This window comes from Pseudoxanthomonas sacheonensis (assembly GCF_031455975.1).
Taxonomy (GTDB): Bacteria; Pseudomonadota; Gammaproteobacteria; order Xanthomonadales; family Xanthomonadaceae; genus Pseudoxanthomonas_A; species Pseudoxanthomonas_A sacheonensis_A.
The window spans coordinates 142,348-158,549 of sequence record NZ_JAVDTT010000005.1 but is presented as its reverse complement, the minus strand read 5'-3'; the positions used below and the strand labels follow the sequence as shown (position 1 = coordinate 158,549).

The 16,202-nt window shown below is 64.4% G+C and carries 14 protein-coding genes; 12 read left to right on the top strand and 2 right to left on the bottom strand.

The annotated features are described in order from the left end of the window. Position 1: 1 nt before the first annotated feature. The 12 genes from J2W94_RS16845 (at position 2) to J2W94_RS16790 (ending at position 12,773) form a co-directional block, all read left to right on the top strand. Positions 2 to 1,324, top strand: coding sequence for a polysaccharide biosynthesis protein GumE (locus J2W94_RS16845; protein WP_310095903.1), 1,323 nt, complete (start codon positions 2 to 4; stop codon positions 1,322 to 1,324). Positions 1,325 to 1,342: 18 nt separating this feature from the next. Next, the gene (locus tag J2W94_RS16840; RefSeq protein ID WP_310095901.1) at positions 1,343 to 2,425 is read left to right on the top strand and encodes an acyltransferase family protein; all 1,083 of its coding nucleotides are present in this window, start codon (positions 1,343 to 1,345) and stop codon (positions 2,423 to 2,425) included. A 52-nt stretch (positions 2,426 to 2,477) separates the two neighbouring features. Beyond that, positions 2,478 to 3,611, top strand: a complete 1,134-nt coding sequence (locus tag J2W94_RS16835) for a glycosyltransferase family 4 protein (RefSeq protein WP_310095899.1) — start codon at positions 2,478 to 2,480, stop codon at positions 3,609 to 3,611. Beyond that, on the top strand, positions 3,608 to 4,654 hold the full coding sequence (locus tag J2W94_RS16830; protein ID WP_310095896.1) for a glycosyltransferase: 1,047 nt from the start codon (positions 3,608 to 3,610) through the stop codon (positions 4,652 to 4,654). Before J2W94_RS16835 ends, J2W94_RS16830 begins: the two co-directional genes overlap by 4 nt. Next, a complete protein-coding gene (locus J2W94_RS16825; protein ID WP_310095894.1) occupies positions 4,651 to 6,147 on the top strand; it encodes a lipopolysaccharide biosynthesis protein in 1,497 nt (498 codons plus the stop codon). Before J2W94_RS16830 ends, J2W94_RS16825 begins: the two co-directional genes overlap by 4 nt. Before the next feature lie 80 nt (positions 6,148 to 6,227). Next, positions 6,228 to 7,439, top strand: coding sequence for a glycosyltransferase family 1 protein (locus J2W94_RS16820; RefSeq protein ID WP_310096160.1), 1,212 nt, complete (start codon positions 6,228 to 6,230; stop codon positions 7,437 to 7,439). After that, complete coding sequence (locus tag J2W94_RS16815; protein ID WP_310095892.1) at positions 7,426 to 8,214, top strand: polysaccharide pyruvyl transferase family protein; 789 nt, start codon at positions 7,426 to 7,428, stop codon at positions 8,212 to 8,214. Before J2W94_RS16820 ends, J2W94_RS16815 begins: the two co-directional genes overlap by 14 nt. 93 nt (positions 8,215 to 8,307) lie before the next feature. Next, a complete protein-coding gene (locus tag J2W94_RS16810) occupies positions 8,308 to 9,048 on the top strand; it encodes a WecB/TagA/CpsF family glycosyltransferase (RefSeq protein ID WP_310096159.1) in 741 nt (246 codons plus the stop codon). Between the two features lie 127 nt (positions 9,049 to 9,175). After that, positions 9,176 to 9,691, top strand: a complete 516-nt coding sequence (locus J2W94_RS16805) for a hypothetical protein (protein ID WP_310095890.1) — start codon at positions 9,176 to 9,178, stop codon at positions 9,689 to 9,691. A 268-nt stretch (positions 9,692 to 9,959) separates the two neighbouring features. Further along, complete coding sequence (locus J2W94_RS16800) at positions 9,960 to 10,784, top strand: alpha/beta fold hydrolase (RefSeq protein WP_310095889.1); 825 nt, start codon at positions 9,960 to 9,962, stop codon at positions 10,782 to 10,784. 112 nt (positions 10,785 to 10,896) lie between these two features. Then, positions 10,897 to 11,550, top strand: coding sequence for a molybdenum cofactor guanylyltransferase (gene mobA / locus J2W94_RS16795; protein WP_310095887.1), 654 nt, complete (start codon positions 10,897 to 10,899; stop codon positions 11,548 to 11,550). Beyond that, positions 11,547 to 12,773 (top strand): molybdopterin molybdotransferase MoeA, encoded by a 1,227-nt coding sequence (locus J2W94_RS16790; protein ID WP_310095885.1) that lies wholly within the window; start codon positions 11,547 to 11,549, stop codon positions 12,771 to 12,773. The genes mobA and J2W94_RS16790 overlap by 4 nt, the downstream gene beginning before the upstream one ends. Positions 12,774 to 12,832: 59 nt before the next feature. On the opposite strand, the gene fdhD is transcribed toward J2W94_RS16790, so the two are convergent. Both fdhD and J2W94_RS16780 read right to left on the bottom strand, forming a co-directional pair. Continuing rightward, complete coding sequence (gene fdhD, locus J2W94_RS16785; protein ID WP_310095883.1) at positions 12,833 to 13,762, bottom strand: formate dehydrogenase accessory sulfurtransferase FdhD; 930 nt, start codon at positions 13,760 to 13,762, stop codon at positions 12,833 to 12,835. Further along, positions 13,755 to 16,070 carry an FdhF/YdeP family oxidoreductase gene (locus tag J2W94_RS16780; RefSeq protein ID WP_310095881.1) on the bottom strand — a complete coding sequence of 772 codons (2,316 nt, stop codon included), beginning with the start codon at positions 16,068 to 16,070 and terminating at the stop codon, positions 13,755 to 13,757. Before J2W94_RS16780 ends, fdhD begins: the two co-directional genes overlap by 8 nt. Positions 16,071 to 16,202 lie beyond the last annotated feature (132 nt).

The following is a 16,202-nucleotide window of genomic DNA, read 5'->3' as shown; positions in this document are numbered from 1 at the left end:
CATGTTCCGCCATGCCGCCACTGCGCGCGATCCGCTTGCGATGACCACGGCGATCGCCAGAGAACGTCGCGACAACCTGGCCGTGGCGACACTGCTGGTGCTGGCGATCGGCTACAACTTCCTGCTGGCGATGTTCAATGCCTCGATCCATCCGGTCGGCGCGTCGTCCGCTTATGCGGTGGAATTGGTCATCTATGCGGGCTGTTTCCTGTTCGGCTTGCGCTCGCTGGGTCGCGACGGCCAACTGCTGGTATTCACCGGTCTGGGCTTGGTGCTCGCCTTCAACTTGGTGCGGTTCCTGGAAACCTGGAGCTTCGATCTGAAGCTGGTGCGCGATGCGATCATTCCGTTCGCGTTCCTGACCCTCGGCACGGCGTACCGCGGCCGTTTTCACAAGCTCGTGCTATGGCTGGCGGTGATCGTCGTACTGGTGGCGGTGTTCGAGATGGCGTTTCCCAACGTGTACGGCGATCTGGTCGACCCGCGCGCCTATTTCGTGAATACGCGCGGCAACAGCGAAGACGATTTCTGGAACGAGGCGAGCAAGCTCTACGTCAGCGCCACTCGCCCGGGCGAACGCAACTGGCTAGGGGGCTTCGAGTTGCCGCGGGTGTCCTCGATCTTCGTGGAGCCGGTGACGATGGGCAACTTCATCATCTTCTTCTGCGCGGTGGCCATCACTTTCTGGCGTTCGCTGCGGGTTGTGGGCGTGGCGTTCTCGCTGACGCTCATCCTGTTCCTGCTGATCGCTTCGGACGGCCGCCTGGCCAGCGCGACCTGTCTGTTGATGCTGCTGTTGGCGCCCCTGCTGCGGCGGGTGGACCAGACGCTGGCCGGCTTCCTCTTCATCGGCGTACTGCTGGTCGGCTGGCTCGCGGTCGGTGCGCTTGGGGTGAGCGCCTACGAAGACACCATGCTGGGTCGGGTATTCGTATCGGTCGATGCGATCAACCAGATGAGCCCGCGCGAGTGGTTCGGAATGGATCTGGCCGCGCCTTACCGCTATTCCGACAGCGGTATCGCCTACTTCATCGCCGGGCAGTCGATCGTGGTAGTGCTCGTGTTCCTGATCGCCTATTCGTTCCTGCTCAAGATGCCTACCAGCAACGGGCAGTTGTTCAAGAACCTGTTCGTGGTGGCCTTCGCACTGAGCCTGCTGGTTTCCAATGCGTATTTCTCGATCAAGACCGCGGGCCTGTGGTGGTTCGCCTGCGGCTACTTCTGGCGGCTCCCCATTCCGCGGACGATGCCGGCCGTGCAAAGCCGTCCGGATGCGCGCGCCGCGCCGACGTTCGACGCCCCGCAGGCCACGGCATCCTCATGAACAAGACCGGAGCAGCGAATGGCAGCAGCGACAGGGTTGGCCCCGCAACATCTGCGCGCAGGCGTAGCCGAGGCGACGGTCCGCGATACGCGGATCGATGCGGCCAAGGGCGTGGCGATCGCGCTGGTGGTGTTGGGCCACGCCAAGGGCATACCGACGGGATTCACGGTGCTGGTCTACAGCTTCCACGTACCGCTGTTCTTCCTGTTGTCCGGCTGGCTGTCTCATCGCCGCAATGCGCAGACCGCGGCGCAGGCCTTGGCGACGCTGAGCCGTACGTTGCTGGTGCCTTACGTATTCTTTTTCTTCGCGGCTTACGGGTACTGGCTGATCACACGCCACATAGGCGAGAAAGCGTTGCGCTGGGGGCAGATGCCCTGGTGGGAACCGCTCGGTGGGCTGCTGACCGGAATCGGACCGCAGTTGTACGTGCATCCAGCGCTGTGGTTCCTGCCCGCGCTATTCGTGACGGCGTTGACGTATTACTTCCTCGGCAGGCGATTGCAGCCGTGGATCGTCGCAGTACTGATGCTGCCCTTGACGATGCTCTGGATCATGACTTTTCCGACGCTGGGCCTGCGCTTGCCGTTCGCGCTGGACGTCTTGCCGGTCGCGCTTTTTTTCTACGCATGCGGAGCGCTGGCCGGCCGTGCGGTTTCCCTGCCGCAGTCGGCGCTGAGAGGCTGCGCGTTGGCTGCGTTGCTGCTGGTGCCGTGGCTGCTGCTGGCGTGGAGCAACGGGCGCGTGGATATCAACCAGTTGCGCTTCGGAGCTTCGGCGTGGAAGTTCATCCTCGCCGCCTTGCTGGGAACTTCGGTGGTGCTGCTCGCCAGTCCTCTGGCGGCGCGATCGGCGGCGTTGCGCTGGATGGGCCGCAATACGCTGCTGATCCTATGCACCCATATCCTCGTTTTCTTCGTGCTGTCCGGCGTTGCCGCCGTGCTCGGCCTGTTTCCGGCAGGAAGCAAGCCAGGCCTGGCATGGGCGCTGTGCGTTTCGGGCATCTCGATCGCCTTGTGCGTACCGTTGCGGGTTCTGTTCATGCGCTACGCGCCGTGGACGCTGGGACTGCGCCGCGCCACCACCCAGGCTACGGCATGAGCGGGGTTGTTCCGCACGATGCGGTGGACGCCGCGATGTTCGGGTGGACGCCATGAAAGTCGTGCATGTGGTCCGACAGTTCCATCCTTCGGTCGGCGGAATGGAGGAGGTGGTGCTGAACATCGCGCGTCGCCACCTGGCCGCTGGCGGCGAGGCGGAAGTAGTGACGCTGGATCGTGTCTTCCATGACGGTACGCAGCGCCTGCCCGCGCACGAACAGCATCAGGGCGTGCCGGTGCGGCGCCTGTCCTATACCGGATCCACGCGCTATCCGCTGTGTCCGCAAGTGCTGGGCGCATTGCGCGGCGCCGATGTCGTCCATGTGCACGGTATCGATTTTTTCTACGACTATCTGGCGTTGACCGGCGCGGTGCACGGCAAGCCGATGATCGCGTCCACCCACGGCGGCTTCTTCCACACCGCCTATGCCTCGCGCCTCAAGCGGCTATGGTTCAACAGCGTCACCCGCGCCTCCGCGCGCGCCTACCGGCGCATCGTTGCCACCAGCCGCAACGACGGGGAGATGTTCGCCCCGGTAACGGCGGCGGGGCGCCTGCGAGTGATCGAGAACGGGGTAGACATCGGCAAGTTCGCCGGCATGGGTTCGTCTGTTTCCGGCAAGACCCTGGTCAGTTTCGGCCGCTGGTCGGTGAACAAGGGCATCCCGGAAACGCTGGATCTGCTCCGCCATCTGGTCGCCGGCGATGGCGATTGGCGTCTGATCCTGGCGGGCCGCGAGTTCGACTTGAAACGCGCGGATCTCGAACGCGGCATCAACTCGCGCGGGTTGCAGGCGCATGTCGAGATCGTCGATGCGCCATCGCAGGAACAATTGGGCGGGTTGCTGTCGCGCGCGCAATATTTCGTTTCCCTGTCGCGGCACGAAGGCTTCGGCATCGCCGCGATCGAGGCGATGAGCGCCGGCCTGGTTCCCATACTCAGCGACATTCCGCCCTATGCGAAGCTGCAGGCCGAATCGAAACTGGGCCTGCTGGTCGATGCGCAAGCGCCCGAGGCTGCAGCGCGGGCGGTTCGGCAACTGGCCAACGTGGATGAGGAAACCTTCGAAGCGCGCCGACGGCATGCCTTGGCCTATGTCACGCGCTACGACTGGGATGCGGTCGTCGACCGCTATCGGAACGAATACCGCCAGGCGCTCGCCGAAAGCGGGAGGAAAACGCAATGAACGCCGCGCATACTCCTTGGACGTCGGCGTCGTCCGTCCGTCGTTTCGTCGTGCTGCAGTCCACCGGCAAGCCGGACGACACCACCAACCCCTACCTGGTGCAGCTGCTGAACGCGCTGCCGGAGAACGTCGAGGTGCGATATTTCTCGGTGCGCGATGCGTTGTTCTCGCGCTACGACCTGTTCCATGTCCACTGGCCAGAGTACCTGCTGCGGCACCGCACGCCGCTCACTACACTGGCCAAGCAGGCATGCGCGTTCCTGCTGCTGCTGCGGTTGTGGGCAACGCGCGTGCCGGTAGTGCGCACGCTGCACAACGTGAAGCCGCACGAGCAGGGCGGAATGATCGAACGGCTGCTGTTGCGCTGGCTGGACCGCCTGACCACGCGCAGGATCAGGATCAATGCGGTCGAGCGGGACGCGGACACGGCTACCGATACCATCCTGCACGGCCATTACCGCGACTGGTTCGCGGCGCGGCATGTCCCCTCGAGCGTGAGCGGGCGTCTGCTCTGTTTCGGATTGATACGGCCTTATAAAGGCGTCGAGACCCTGATCGCGGCCTTCCACGAGTTGTCTGATGCCAGCGCCAGCTTGCGCATCGTCGGCAAGCCGGTCAGCCCCGATATGCGCCAAACGGTGGAAGACGCATGTGCGGCCGATGCGAGGACCAGCGCGCGGCTCGAATACGTGGGCGACGAGGTGCTGGCGCAGGAGATCGGCGAAGCGCAGTGCGTGGTGCTGCCGTACCGGGACATGCAGAACTCGGGTGCGCTGTTGCTGGCGCTGTCGCTGGCGCGCCCGGTGCTGGTCCCACGCAGCGAGGCCAATGCCGTCCTCGCCGCCGAAGTCGGCGAAGAGTGGGTGCGGCTGTACGACGGCGCGCTCGACGCGCGCGCGCTCGCCGACGCCTTGCGCGCCCAAGCCGGCCCACGTCGCCAGACCGCGCCGGATTTGTCGCGGCGCGACTGGCCGCGGCTCGGCATGCAGCACCACACCACTTATATGGCCGCCTTGGCTGCGACGGGAGGGCGAGCGCCATGAGTGCAGGAAAACCTTCCTTGGAAGCATTGCCTATCGTTCCTTCTCTGGGCCGCCTTGCGGCCAGTGGCGCGCTGGTGACGATGGGAAGCCAGGTGCTGAAGATCGCGGTGCAGTTCGGTGGGATCGTCTTGCTTGCGCGTCTGTTGACGCCGCGCGACTACGGACTGGTGGCGATGGTGGTGGCGATCGTCGGGGTAGGCGAAGTGCTGCGCGATTTCGGCCTGTCCTCGGCCGCCATCCAGGCCAAACATCTCAGTCGCGGGCAACGCGACAACCTGTTCTGGATCAACTCCGGCATCGGCTTCGTGCTGGCGGCCATCGTGTTCCTGTCCGCCGACGCGATCGCCGTTTTCTACCACGAGCCGTTGCTGCGTCCGGTCGCGCAAGCGATTTCCGCGACCTTGCTGCTCAACGGCCTGACTACGCAGTTCCGCGCCCACCTCAATCGCGAAATGCGCTTCGGACAATTGGCGTTCGCCGACGTGAGCGGCCAGCTGCTTGGACTGGGCGCGGCGGTGGGCGCCGCGCTGCTCGGATGGGGTTATTGGGCGCTGGTGGTGCAGGCGTTGGTGCAGGCATCGACCCTGCTGACCTTGATGATGCTGGCGACGCGCTGGCTGCCCGGCTTGCCGAAGCGGGACGTGGAAATGGGCGGGCTGCTCCGTTTCGGCGGCAACCTGGTGGCGTCTCAGCTGCTCATCTACTTCAGCACCAATCTCGGCCAGATACTCATCGGCAACCGCCTGGGTCCGGTGCCGCTGGGACACTACAACCGCGCGTTCGCGCTGCTGATGATGCCGCTGACCCAGCTCAATGCGCCGGCCACCACCGTCGCCTTGCCGGTGCTGTCCCGCCTGCAGGGAGATCCCGCGCGCTATTCGGCATTCCTGCTGCGCGGGCAGGCCACGCTGATGCATTTCATCATCGCGATTTTCGTCTTCGCTTGCGTGCAAGCGGGTCCGTTGATCCATCTGGTGCTGGGCGACCGCTGGGCGATGACGGTGCCGATCTTCCAGATACTGGTGGTGGGAGGCATGTTCCAGGCAGCGGGCTATGCGGCTTACTGGGTATTCCTTTCCAAGGGTCTGACCGGCCCGCAACTGCGGTATTCGATCGTCAGCCGTACGCTGGTGATCGCCTTCATCGCGATCGGCTCGCAGTGGGGCGTGTTGGGCGTCGCCACCGGATACGCTTGCGGTCTGGCGGTGTCGTGGCCGCTGGTCTTGTGGTGGCTGCACCGCACCTCCGATGCGCCGGTGCGCGGCATGCTGTTCAGCGGACTGCGCGCGATAACCGGCTACGGCTTGTGCGGACTCGCTTCGTACGCGGCGTCCCAGCGCTTCGCCGGTGCGGCGTTGTCGCTGCCGCTGCAATTGCTGATCGGAATAGCTGCGCTAGGCGTTGCGTTCGCGCTGCTATGCCTGCTCTGGCCCGCCTTCCGTCGCGACGTGGCCGGCATCCTGCACACCCGTACCTTGTTGCGAAGCGCATGACGCGGCGCGATGTCACCTTTCCATTGGAGGATTCGGCTTTGTTCCGAACTGAAGCGATGACCGAGCAGGCGCCTACAGACATGTCCGATACGACCCGCACACGCGATCCCGCCGCGCCCGGAAGATTTCTGGTGCTTTCGGCGCACGACTACCGCACGCCACGCCGGGCCAACATCCATTTCATCAGCGACGAGCTGGCGACGCGTGGACATACCCGATTTTTCTCCCTTCGCTACAGCGCGCTGTCGCGATGGAAGAACGACATAAGGCTGCCGCTGGACGCCCGCGCCAACGCCGTCGAGGAACACAACGGCGTCGAATGCTTCCTGTGGAAGGCCGCGCTGCATCCGTTCAATACCCGCCGGCGCTGGTTGCGGCCGCTCGAGAATCTGATGTTCCGCTGGTACGTGCGGTCTCCGCCGCCGGTGCTGGTGGCCTGGTTGCGAGAGGCCGAAGTGATCATTTTCGAAAGCGGCACGGCGGTGGTGTTCGCGGAGCTGGCCAAGAAACTCAATCCTTCGGCCCGTCTCATCTATCGCGCTTCCGACAGCCTGAGCGCGATCGACAGCGCGCATTACGTGGAGCGCGCCTTCGCCGAGGCGGCAGCCGATATGGATGCGATCGCCCTGGTGTCGCCTGCGATGGCCGGCGAAGTCGCCAGCCAGCACAACGTCTACCACATCGGTCATGGCATCGACCCGGAGATCGAACAGCTGGCCGATCCGTCGCCTTACGCTTCCGGCCTGCACGCCGTCGCGGTCGGGTCGATGCTGTTCGATCCCTCTGCGATCGCAGCGGCCAGTCATGCTTTCCCTGAAGTGACCTTCCATGTGATCGGATCGGGCCACGGGCGCATGCCGGGATACGGAGAGAACGTCGTGGTGTACGGCGAAATGCCGCATGCGCAGACCCTGCGCTACATCAAGCACGCTACTTTCGGCCTCGCCCCGTACGCGTCCGCCCAGTTGCCCGCCTACCTGGCCGACAGCTCGCTCAAGTTGCTGCAATACGATTTCTTCGCCCTGCCGGCCATCTGCCCGCACGCTATCGTCGGGCGTTACGCGTCGCGTTTCGGCTACACGCCGGGCGATGCGGAATCCATCGCCGAGGCGATCCGAGGCGCGTTGCAGGCGCCTCGGGTCCGTTCCCGCGAATGCCTCGATTGGCCCGCAACCGTGGACCGTCTGCTCGAACCGGAGCTCTATCCGGAACTGCGGGTAGCGCCGTTCGACAGTTCGCCGCATCCGCTGCCGTTCGCGACGCCGCAGGAGCCTTCCCGTGTCCCTGCTTGAAACCTGGCTCGAGCGCCGGCAACGCAGCGCACTGTACTGGTGGCAGCCGAAGAGCGGCGGGGTCAACGTTGGCGACCATCTGTCCAAGGTGATCGTGGAAGCGATGCTTGCGCTGCGCGATCAGGATCTCCTGCACAAACGCGACCGGACGCGGCGGTTGTTCGCGATCGGTTCGGTGCTGCACAACGCGCGCGATGGGGAGACGGTGTGGGGCAGCGGCATCAACGCCAAGATTCCCGATACGCAGCACCGCTTCCGTCGACTCGACGTGCGCGCGGTGCGCGGGCCGCTGACCCGAAAGTGGTTGATGGACCGCGGCATGCCCGTCCCCGAGGTGTACGGCGATCCGGCGTTGCTGATGCCGGAGTTCTATGCCAGGGAGCTGATCGGCGCTTCGGCGAAGACGCCTTTTCTGGTGATCCCGCATTTCAACGAACCTCCCGCGAAATACGATGCCTACCGTGACCGGCTGCTGTTGCCGAACATAAAACCGCTGGCTTTCGTGCGGGCGTTGCTGGGGGCGGAAAGAGTGGTGTCCAGTTCGTTGCATGGCGTGATCCTGGCCGAGGCCTACGGCATTCCGGCCACCTACCTGGACAGCGGCAACGGCGAGAACCGCTTCAAGTACGACGACTACTACGCGGGGACAGGCCGCACGAGCTGGCATTCGGGCCGCACGGTCGAGGAATGCCTGGATCTTGGCGGGAACGGGCCGTTCGATCTGCACGGTATCCAGGTCGCGTTGCGGAGGGCATTTCCGTATGACCTGTGGTGATGCCTACGCCAGCGACCGGCGGTGCCTGCAGCGGAGTTGGAGAGGGGCTGCCGCATGATCGCCACCGATGAAGGAAGGCCGCGCGCGGATCCGATGCCTGCAACACCGCAATCGGTTTGGTTGGGCGGCTACCGTATGCGATCGGTCACCCGCCAACGGTTGGCGGAGGAAGTGCTGGGAGCTTTGAACACCGGCCATAAGCGCCAGGTTTTCTTCGCCAACACCAACTTCGTGGTGCAATGCCGTGCGCTTCGCACGCGCCTGCAAGCGCGGTCGGCATGCGTGGTCAACGATGGAATCGGCATGGACCTGGCGTCCTTGTTGATCCATCGGCGCCGTTTCGCCGAAAACCTCAACGGCACCGATTTCATTCCCTACTTGTGCACGCAAAGCGAACGTCCGCTGCGCTTCTTCTTGCTCGGCTCGCGACCGGGCGTGGCGGTACAGGCGGCCCGGCATCTGGTCGAGAAGCTGGGGCAGCGGGTCGTAGGTACCTGCGACGGTTACGCCGAATACGCCGAAGCCGGCGACGGGTTGGTGGAAAGAATCAATGCGTCAGGTGCGGAGGTGGTGCTCGTCGCCTTCGGCAATCCGGGACAGGAAGCCTGGATCCTGGACCATTGCGCCGCCTGCGATGCGCCGGCGATGTTCGGAGTCGGCGCGCTGTTGGATTTCCTTTCCGGCAACGCCAGACGCGCGCCGTCCTGGGTGCGCACGCTGCATCTGGAGTGGCTGTTCCGGCTGAGCCTGGAGCCCAGGCGCTTGCTGAAGCGCTATACCTGGGACATGATCGGGTTCTTCTGGATTTGTCTGCGCGCTGGGAAGCAGTCATAAGCTCAGTTAGGGGAATGGGTAGCACCACCTGATCACACCGGGCAGCGTCAGGCTGTGCCCGGCAACGTGGTCGCAGCCGCCAGACCGATCGCAGGAGAATCCCTCCCATTACCTGCCGGAGAACACCATGCTTGGTCTGACCCCAATGGGCATCGTCCATACCGCCATCAGTCTTGTCGCCGTCGCGGCGGCGCTCATCGCTTTCTTCCGGGACAAAGGAATCGATCCCCGCAACGGTCTGGGAAAGACCTATGTGATTACGACGGTTTTGACTTGCGTGACCGGTTTCTTCATTTTCCAGCATGGCGGGTTCGGTAAGCCCCATGCCTTGGGAATCATCACCTTGCTGGTGCTTGCCGTTGCCTGGGTGGCCGGCAACAAAAAAGTGTTCGGCCGCGCAGGTCCGTACGTGGAAACGGTGCTCTATTCGCTCACCGTGTTCTTCCACATGATTCCGGCGTTCACCGAAACCTCCACGCGGCTGCCGGTTGGCGCGCCTTGGGCCTCGGGCCCGGACGATCCCAATCTGCAGAAGGCGGTCGGTATCGCCTTCCTGGTTTTCCTCATCGGTGCCACCGCGCAAATCATCCGCTTGCGACGGCTGCGCCGCGCTCTGCCGGCTGCAGGCGCGCAGACGGCATGAGCTGAGAAATCCGTAGGGCGGGCAGTGCCCGCCACCATGTAGGTTTCGAACATTCGGCGGGCAGTGCCCGCCACCATGTAGCTTTCAAGCATTCGGCGGGCAGTGCCCGCCCTAAGGCGCAGGTGCGGTGCAGAAAACGCATTGGCGTTTGCATGCCTGTAACCATCGCTGCACTACCTTGGCAAGACCTTATGTAGGGCGGGCAATGCCCGCCGCCGCCGTAAACCGTTCGAGCAACTTCCCCCCACCCGAATCCAGAGGAAAACCCATGGCTACTTTCACCACCAAAGACGGCACCCAGCTCTACTACAAGGACTGGGGCGCCGGCCCCATCGTCACTTTCAGCCATGGCTGGCCGTTGAGCGCCGATGCCTGGGAAGCGCAGATGTTCTTCCTGGCCTCCAACGGCTTCCGCTGCATCGCCCATGACCGCCGCGGCCACGGACGCTCCAGTCAGCCCTGGAACGGCAACGACATGGACACCTATGCCGACGACATGGCGGAACTGTTCGCGCATCTCGACGTCAAGGACGCGACGCTGATCGGCCATTCCACCGGCGGCGGCGAAGTGGCGCGTTATATCGGCCGCCATGGCAGCAAGCGGGTGAAGAAGGCCGTGCTGATGGGCGCGGTGCCGCCGATCATGCTCAAGACCGAGGCCAATCCCGGCGGCTTGCCTATCGAAGTCTTCGACGGCTTCCGCACGGCTTATCTGGCCGACCGCTCGCAGTTCTTCCTCGACGTGGCCAGCGGCCCCTTCTTCGGTTTCAACCGGCCCGGGGCGAAAGTTTCCCAGGGCCTGATCCAATCGTGGTGGATGCAGGGCATGCTGTCCGGGCACAAGAACGCCTACGACTGCATCAAGGCCTTCTCGGAAACCGACTTCACCGAGGATCTGAAGAAGTTCGACGTGCCCACGCTGATCATCCACGGCGACGACGACCAGATCGTGCCGATCGGCGCCTCGGCGATGCTGTCGTCGAAGCTGGTCAAGAATTCCGTGCTGAAAATCTACCCTGGCGGCACCCATAGCCTCGGCGACACCAGCAAGGACAAGCTCAACGCGGACCTGCTGGAGTTCGCGCGCAGCTGACCGGGCCGAATGGCTTCTCGCAACCCTCCGCATCGCTCGCGGAGGGTTGTGCGCTTCCGACCCCAGGCTGCTTGCGCACCTCGGAGGAAATCCGGAGTGGTAGATTGGCGGAATGAGCCAGTCCGCCAATCCTCCCGAATCAGCTACGACTGCAAGCGGAGCGGAAAAGCTTCCCGCACTCAATGGTCTGGTGCTGACCGGCGGCGCGAGTACGCGGATGGGAAAAGACAAGGCGCTGCTCGATCGAGGGGGAGAGCCGCAGCTGCTTGCGACCTTCCGCCTGTTGAGTGGGCACGTGCAATCCTGTTTCGTCTCTTTGCGGCGGGATCAGCGCGGGGAATCGGTACGTGCGGGGCTCCCCGGTATTTTCGACGAGGTGGATGGAATCGGGCCGGCGGCCGGGCTGCTCGCCGCGCATGGCGCCTACCCCGATACGGCTTGGCTGGTGCTGGCCTGCGATCTGCCGCTGTTGCGGCCATCCACCTTGCTCGGGCTGATCCGCGCGCGCGACGGACGGCACGCCGCCATCGCCTATCGCAGTGCCGTCGACGATCTGCCCGAGCCCCTGTGCGCACTATGGGAACCGGCGGCGCTGGCCGGTCTGTCGCGGCAGGCGCAGGCCGGACGATATCGATTGCGCGACATACTGGAATCCGACGACACCCTGCTGCTGCCGACGCCCAGTGACGATGCGCTGGAAAACATCAATACGCCCCAAGATCTGCAGCGGCTGCGCGGGCCGGTGGGGCAGGGCACGCCGCCATGATTCCCTATGCGGATGCGTTGAAACTCCTGCTGGCGCAATCGCGCGCGTTGGAAGACGAATGGTGCCGTTCTTCGGATGCATCTTCACGCTTTCTCGCCGAGCCCGTGCACGCGCTGCGCGCGTTGCCTCCCTTCACCAATGCTGCGATGGACGGCTATGCGTTCGCGAGCGAAGGGAACGTACTGACGGCAGGCAGCGAATACCAAGTCGGCGGACTGATTGCGGCCGGCGCGCCGCCGCCGGCCAATGCTGAAGCGAAAGTATGGGAAATCACCACCGGCGCCGCTTTGCCGGCGGGACTGGACTGCATCGTCCCGCTGGAGCGCGTGGAGCGACTGGAAGCAGGGCGCATCCGCCTGCGCGAAGCGCTGATCGGCGGGCAGAACGTACGCCAGCGCGGCAGCGATGTCGCGATCGGCACGCAAGTGGGCGCGGCGGGCCAGCGCGTCGATCCGGCGTTGCGCATGATGTTGGCCGCCTTAGGCGTCGATCGGATCAAGGTCCGCCGTAAACCGCGAGTGGCCTTGTTGAGCACCGGCGCCGAGCTGATCGCCAATCCCTCGTTACCGCTGGGCGAGGGACAGATCTACGCCGCCAACGCGCCTTATTTGGAAGCGTCGTTGCGCGCCATGGGCGCCGAAGTGATCGCGAACACGACGTTGGGCGACGATGCGCAAACCTTCGCCGCGCAAATGCGCGAGGTCGCGGCCCGCGTCGATGTCGTCGTCAGCACCGGCGCGGTGTCGATGGGTCGGCATGACTTCATACCCGCCAGCTTAAGGGCGGCGGACGCGCGGCTGTTGTTCCATAAAGTGGCGATCCGGCCCGGCAAGCCTCTGCTCGCCGCGTCCTTGCGGGAAGGTCCGTTGTTCATAGGTTTGCCGGGGAATCCCATCGCCGCCGCGGTCGGTTTCCGTTTCTTCGTGGTTCCCGTGCTGCGCGCGATGCTGGGCATGCCGCTGGAAACGCCATTGCGGGTGCCGCTGTCGGAATCCGTTCGTGTAGCCGCCGGACTTCGGCGTTTCCTCAAGGCGCGCCTGCGCTACAGCCCCTCTTCGGGCATCGGTCTGGAATTGTTGGAAGGGCAGGAGTCCTATCGTATTGGCTCATTGCTGCAGGCCAATGCCTGGGCGGTGCTGCATGAGGACACCAATGAATTGCCGGCCGGCACGCTAGTCGACGCGCTACCGCGCGACGCGGGTGGCGGCTGGTTTATCGATTGAGTTCGATCGCCACAATATTTGGATGTCCAAAATCAGGAGCTTGTTGGACGCTCTTAGCATTACTCTGCCGCGTCTTGCCCGCGATCTGGCGCCGTAGGAGCGACGTGAGTCGCGACTGAGACGTCTTCGGATGGATTGCCGGCAAGAGATTCGGTCGCGACTGACGTCGCTCCTACGGGGGAAGTCGGCAACCGATGCGGATGGCTGTAGATCACCTGGCGCCCGGGTCTTACGAAGCCAACGAGGGTCAGGCCGCAGTCATGGGCCAGATCGACGGCGAGTGCGGTCGGCGCGGAAATGGCGGCAAGCAGGCCGATGCCCGCCACGGCGGCCTTGGTCACCATCTCGTAGCTGGCGCGACTGGTCACCAGTGCGAAACCCAGCGCCGGATCGATCCCGTCGCGCACCATCGCGCCGATCAGTTTGTCCAATGCGTTATGCCGGCCCACATCCTCGCGCACCAGCATCAGCGTGCCGTCGGGCGAAGCCCAGGCCGCGGCATGCGTCGCGCCGGTCGCGACATTCAGCGGTTGCCGATCCTGCAGCGCCGCCAATGCGGCTTCGAGCGCGGCCACTTCTATCGCCACGCCATCGCTGACAGGCGCAGGGCGCTTCACCACATCTTCCAGCATCCGATTGCCGCAGATGCCGCAGCCGCTGCGTCCTGGCAGCAGCCGTTCCGGAATAGCGCCTGCTGGAACAGGATTGCGCGTGCGAATATCCAGCAACAGACCTTCGAGCACGGTCCGCACCTCGATATCCACAATATCGGCCGGATTCGCTCTGCCCTCGGTCAGCGAGAAACCGTAGGCGAAATCCTCCAGGTCTCCGGGCGAGGCCATCATCACCGCGAATGGTTCGCCGTCGTAGTGCACGGCGACCGGCACTTCTTCCGCCAGCAGGTCCGAGGCCGTCCGGGCGATGCCTGCGCTTATCTGCGTGACCGGACGGCGTGCACGACCGTTGCCCGCTTCGCCGGGATCAGACACTTTCCGCAGCTTCCTGCGAAGCGCGGATCAGCACCGGAATGGACTTGTACGCGGGCGTGCCGGACTTCGGGTCGTGGCTGTCCAGCGGCACCAGACAATTGCCTTCCGGGTAGTACATGGCGGTCGAGCCGCGCGGGATGTCGTATTCCACTGCGATGAAGCCCCGCAAATTTTGGCTTGTCGCCTCCGTGCCGCCGGTTCCCATGCGCGATTCGATATCGATGCGGTCGCCGTGCTTCAGTCCGCGCGCCCGCAGATCCGCGGCGTTCATGAATACGACATCCCGCCGTCCGTTGACGCCGCGATAGCGGTCGTTGAAGCCGTAGATGCTGGTGTTGTATTGGTCGTGCGAACGGATCGTGGTCATGGTCAGCGCATCCGAGCGGTCGTCGCGCGGATCCTCGTTGAGGCCGGGGGCGACCAGGAAATTCGCCTTTCTGCCCGGACCGCCCCAGTCGCGGACCGAGGCGCCGATATACAAGCGGAAGCCGCCGGGTTCGCGCACGCGCCGGTTGTAGTCCGCGAAGAAGGGGAAAACCGATTCGATGCCGTCGCGGATGCGGTCGTAATCGTCCACCAGCGACTGCCAATCCACCTTGCTGCCGGGCAAGGTCGCTTTGGCGATGCCGGCGACGATCGCCGGCTCGGAAAGCAGATGTTCCGATGCCGGCTTCAATCCGCCTTGCGAGGCATGCACCATCGACATCGAATCCTCCACCGTCACCGACTGCACGCCGCTGGCCTGCACATCCAGTTCGGTCCGGCCCAGGCACGGCAGCAGAAAAGCCTGTTTGGCCGGAATCAGATGCGAGCGGTTGAGCTTGGTGGCCACATGCACCACCAGATCGAGTTTGCGCATCGCCGGGAAAGTGGTTTCGGGGTCGGAGATCGCCACCGCCAGATTGCCGCCCAGGCAGACCAGCGCCTTGGAGCGGCCGTCGCGGATCGCGCGCACCGCCTCCACCGCATCGTGGCCGTGGGTGAGGGGAAATTCGAAACCGTAGCTGCGCTTGATCGCATCCACCAGGGTCTGGGTGGGTTTCTCGGTGATGCCGACGGTGCGATCGCCCTGTACGTTGGAATGGCCCCGGATCGGCGCGATGCCGGCGCCGACGCGACCGATATTTCCGCGCAACAGCATCAGGTTGGCCATCTGCTGCACGTTCTGCGTGCCGAAGCGGTGCTGGGTCATGCCCATGCCGTAGCAGAGGATTACGCGCTCGGCCTTGGCGTAGACCTGCGCGGCCGCTTCGATGTCGGCGCGCGACAGCCCCGAGATCTCCACGAGGTCGTCCCAGCGCGTGCCTTCGATGTCTTCCCGCAAGGCTTGCAGGCCGCTGGTATGTTCGGCGATGAAGGCATGATCCAGCACTCCGCCGCCGCCCGCGGCCAGATCGGCCGCATCGGCTTCGAACAGCCATTTCATCATGCCCTTCAGCAGTGCGACATCGCCGCCGATCTTCACCTGGTAGTAGGTCTGAGCGATGGGCGTGGAGCTGTTGGTGAGCATCTCGCCCGGATCCTGCGGCGAGGTGAAGCGTTCCAGGCCGCGTTCGCGCAGCGGATTCACCGCGATGATCGGTGCGCCGCGTTTCGAGATGGCGCGCAGGGTCGAAAGCATGCGCGGGTGGTTGGTGCCGGGATTGTGGCCGAAGCTGAAGAGCGCGTCGCAATGATCGAAATCTTCCAACGTCACCGTGCCCTTGCCGACGCCTATCGATTCCGGCAGGCCGACGCTGGTGGCCTCGTGGCACATGTTGGAGCAGTCGGGAAAATTATTGGTGCCGAACTCGCGCACCATCAGTTGATAGAGGAAGGCCGCTTCGTTCGAGGTTCGGCCCGAAGTGTAGAACTCGGCCATGTCCGGGTGCGGCAACTCGCGCAACGCGGCGCCGATGCGGACGAACGCGTCTTCCCAGCTTATTGGTTGGTAGCGATCGCTGGTCGCGTCGTAGGCCATCGGCTGGGTCAGCCGGCCCGCGTCTTCCAGCGCATGGTCGCTCCACCCCCATAAATCCGAAACCGTGTGCGCAGCGAAGAGTTCGGGCGTCACGCGCTTGCCGGTGGCTTCCCACGACACCGCCTTGGCGCCGTTCTCGCAGAACTCGAAGGAGGAAGTGTGTTTCGGATCGGGCCAGGCGCAGCCGGGACAATCGAAGCCGGTCGGCTGGTTCACCCGCCGCAGCGCCGCGGCTTCGCGGCCAACCGCCATTTGGTTCTTCAGCACGCGAGCCACCGCACCCAGCGAAGCCCATCCACCCGCCGCGCCCTGGAAATTCTCTACGCCTGGAACCTTGCGTTCAGCCATGTGGATTCAATGCCGGTCAGCGGCGCTACGATTGACCGGAGTTTGCCACGATTGACCGGCGCCCGCTGTCTATCCTGCGGGTATTGGGCTCGCGATCGAAGCGACCCGTTCATCGATGCCGCCACTGCCGCC

Coding starts and splice junctions, on each gene's coding strand:
- J2W94_RS16845 (WP_310095903.1), top strand. CDS start 2: ATGTTCCGCCATGCCGCCACTGCGCGCGATCCGCTTGCGATGACCACG.
- J2W94_RS16840 (WP_310095901.1), top strand. CDS start 1,343: ATGGCAGCAGCGACAGGGTTGGCCCCGCAACATCTGCGCGCAGGCGTA.
- J2W94_RS16835 (WP_310095899.1), top strand. CDS start 2,478: ATGAAAGTCGTGCATGTGGTCCGACAGTTCCATCCTTCGGTCGGCGGA.
- J2W94_RS16830 (WP_310095896.1), top strand. CDS start 3,608: ATGAACGCCGCGCATACTCCTTGGACGTCGGCGTCGTCCGTCCGTCGT.
- J2W94_RS16825 (WP_310095894.1), top strand. CDS start 4,651: ATGAGTGCAGGAAAACCTTCCTTGGAAGCATTGCCTATCGTTCCTTCT.
- J2W94_RS16820 (WP_310096160.1), top strand. CDS start 6,228: ATGTCCGATACGACCCGCACACGCGATCCCGCCGCGCCCGGAAGATTT.
- J2W94_RS16810 (WP_310096159.1), top strand. CDS start 8,308: ATGCCTGCAACACCGCAATCGGTTTGGTTGGGCGGCTACCGTATGCGA.
- J2W94_RS16805 (WP_310095890.1), top strand. CDS start 9,176: ATGCTTGGTCTGACCCCAATGGGCATCGTCCATACCGCCATCAGTCTT.
- J2W94_RS16800 (WP_310095889.1), top strand. CDS start 9,960: ATGGCTACTTTCACCACCAAAGACGGCACCCAGCTCTACTACAAGGAC.
- mobA (WP_310095887.1), top strand. CDS start 10,897: ATGAGCCAGTCCGCCAATCCTCCCGAATCAGCTACGACTGCAAGCGGA.
- J2W94_RS16790 (WP_310095885.1), top strand. CDS start 11,547: ATGATTCCCTATGCGGATGCGTTGAAACTCCTGCTGGCGCAATCGCGC.
- J2W94_RS16780 (WP_310095881.1), bottom strand. CDS start 16,070: ATGGCTGAACGCAAGGTTCCAGGCGTAGAGAATTTCCAGGGCGCGGCG.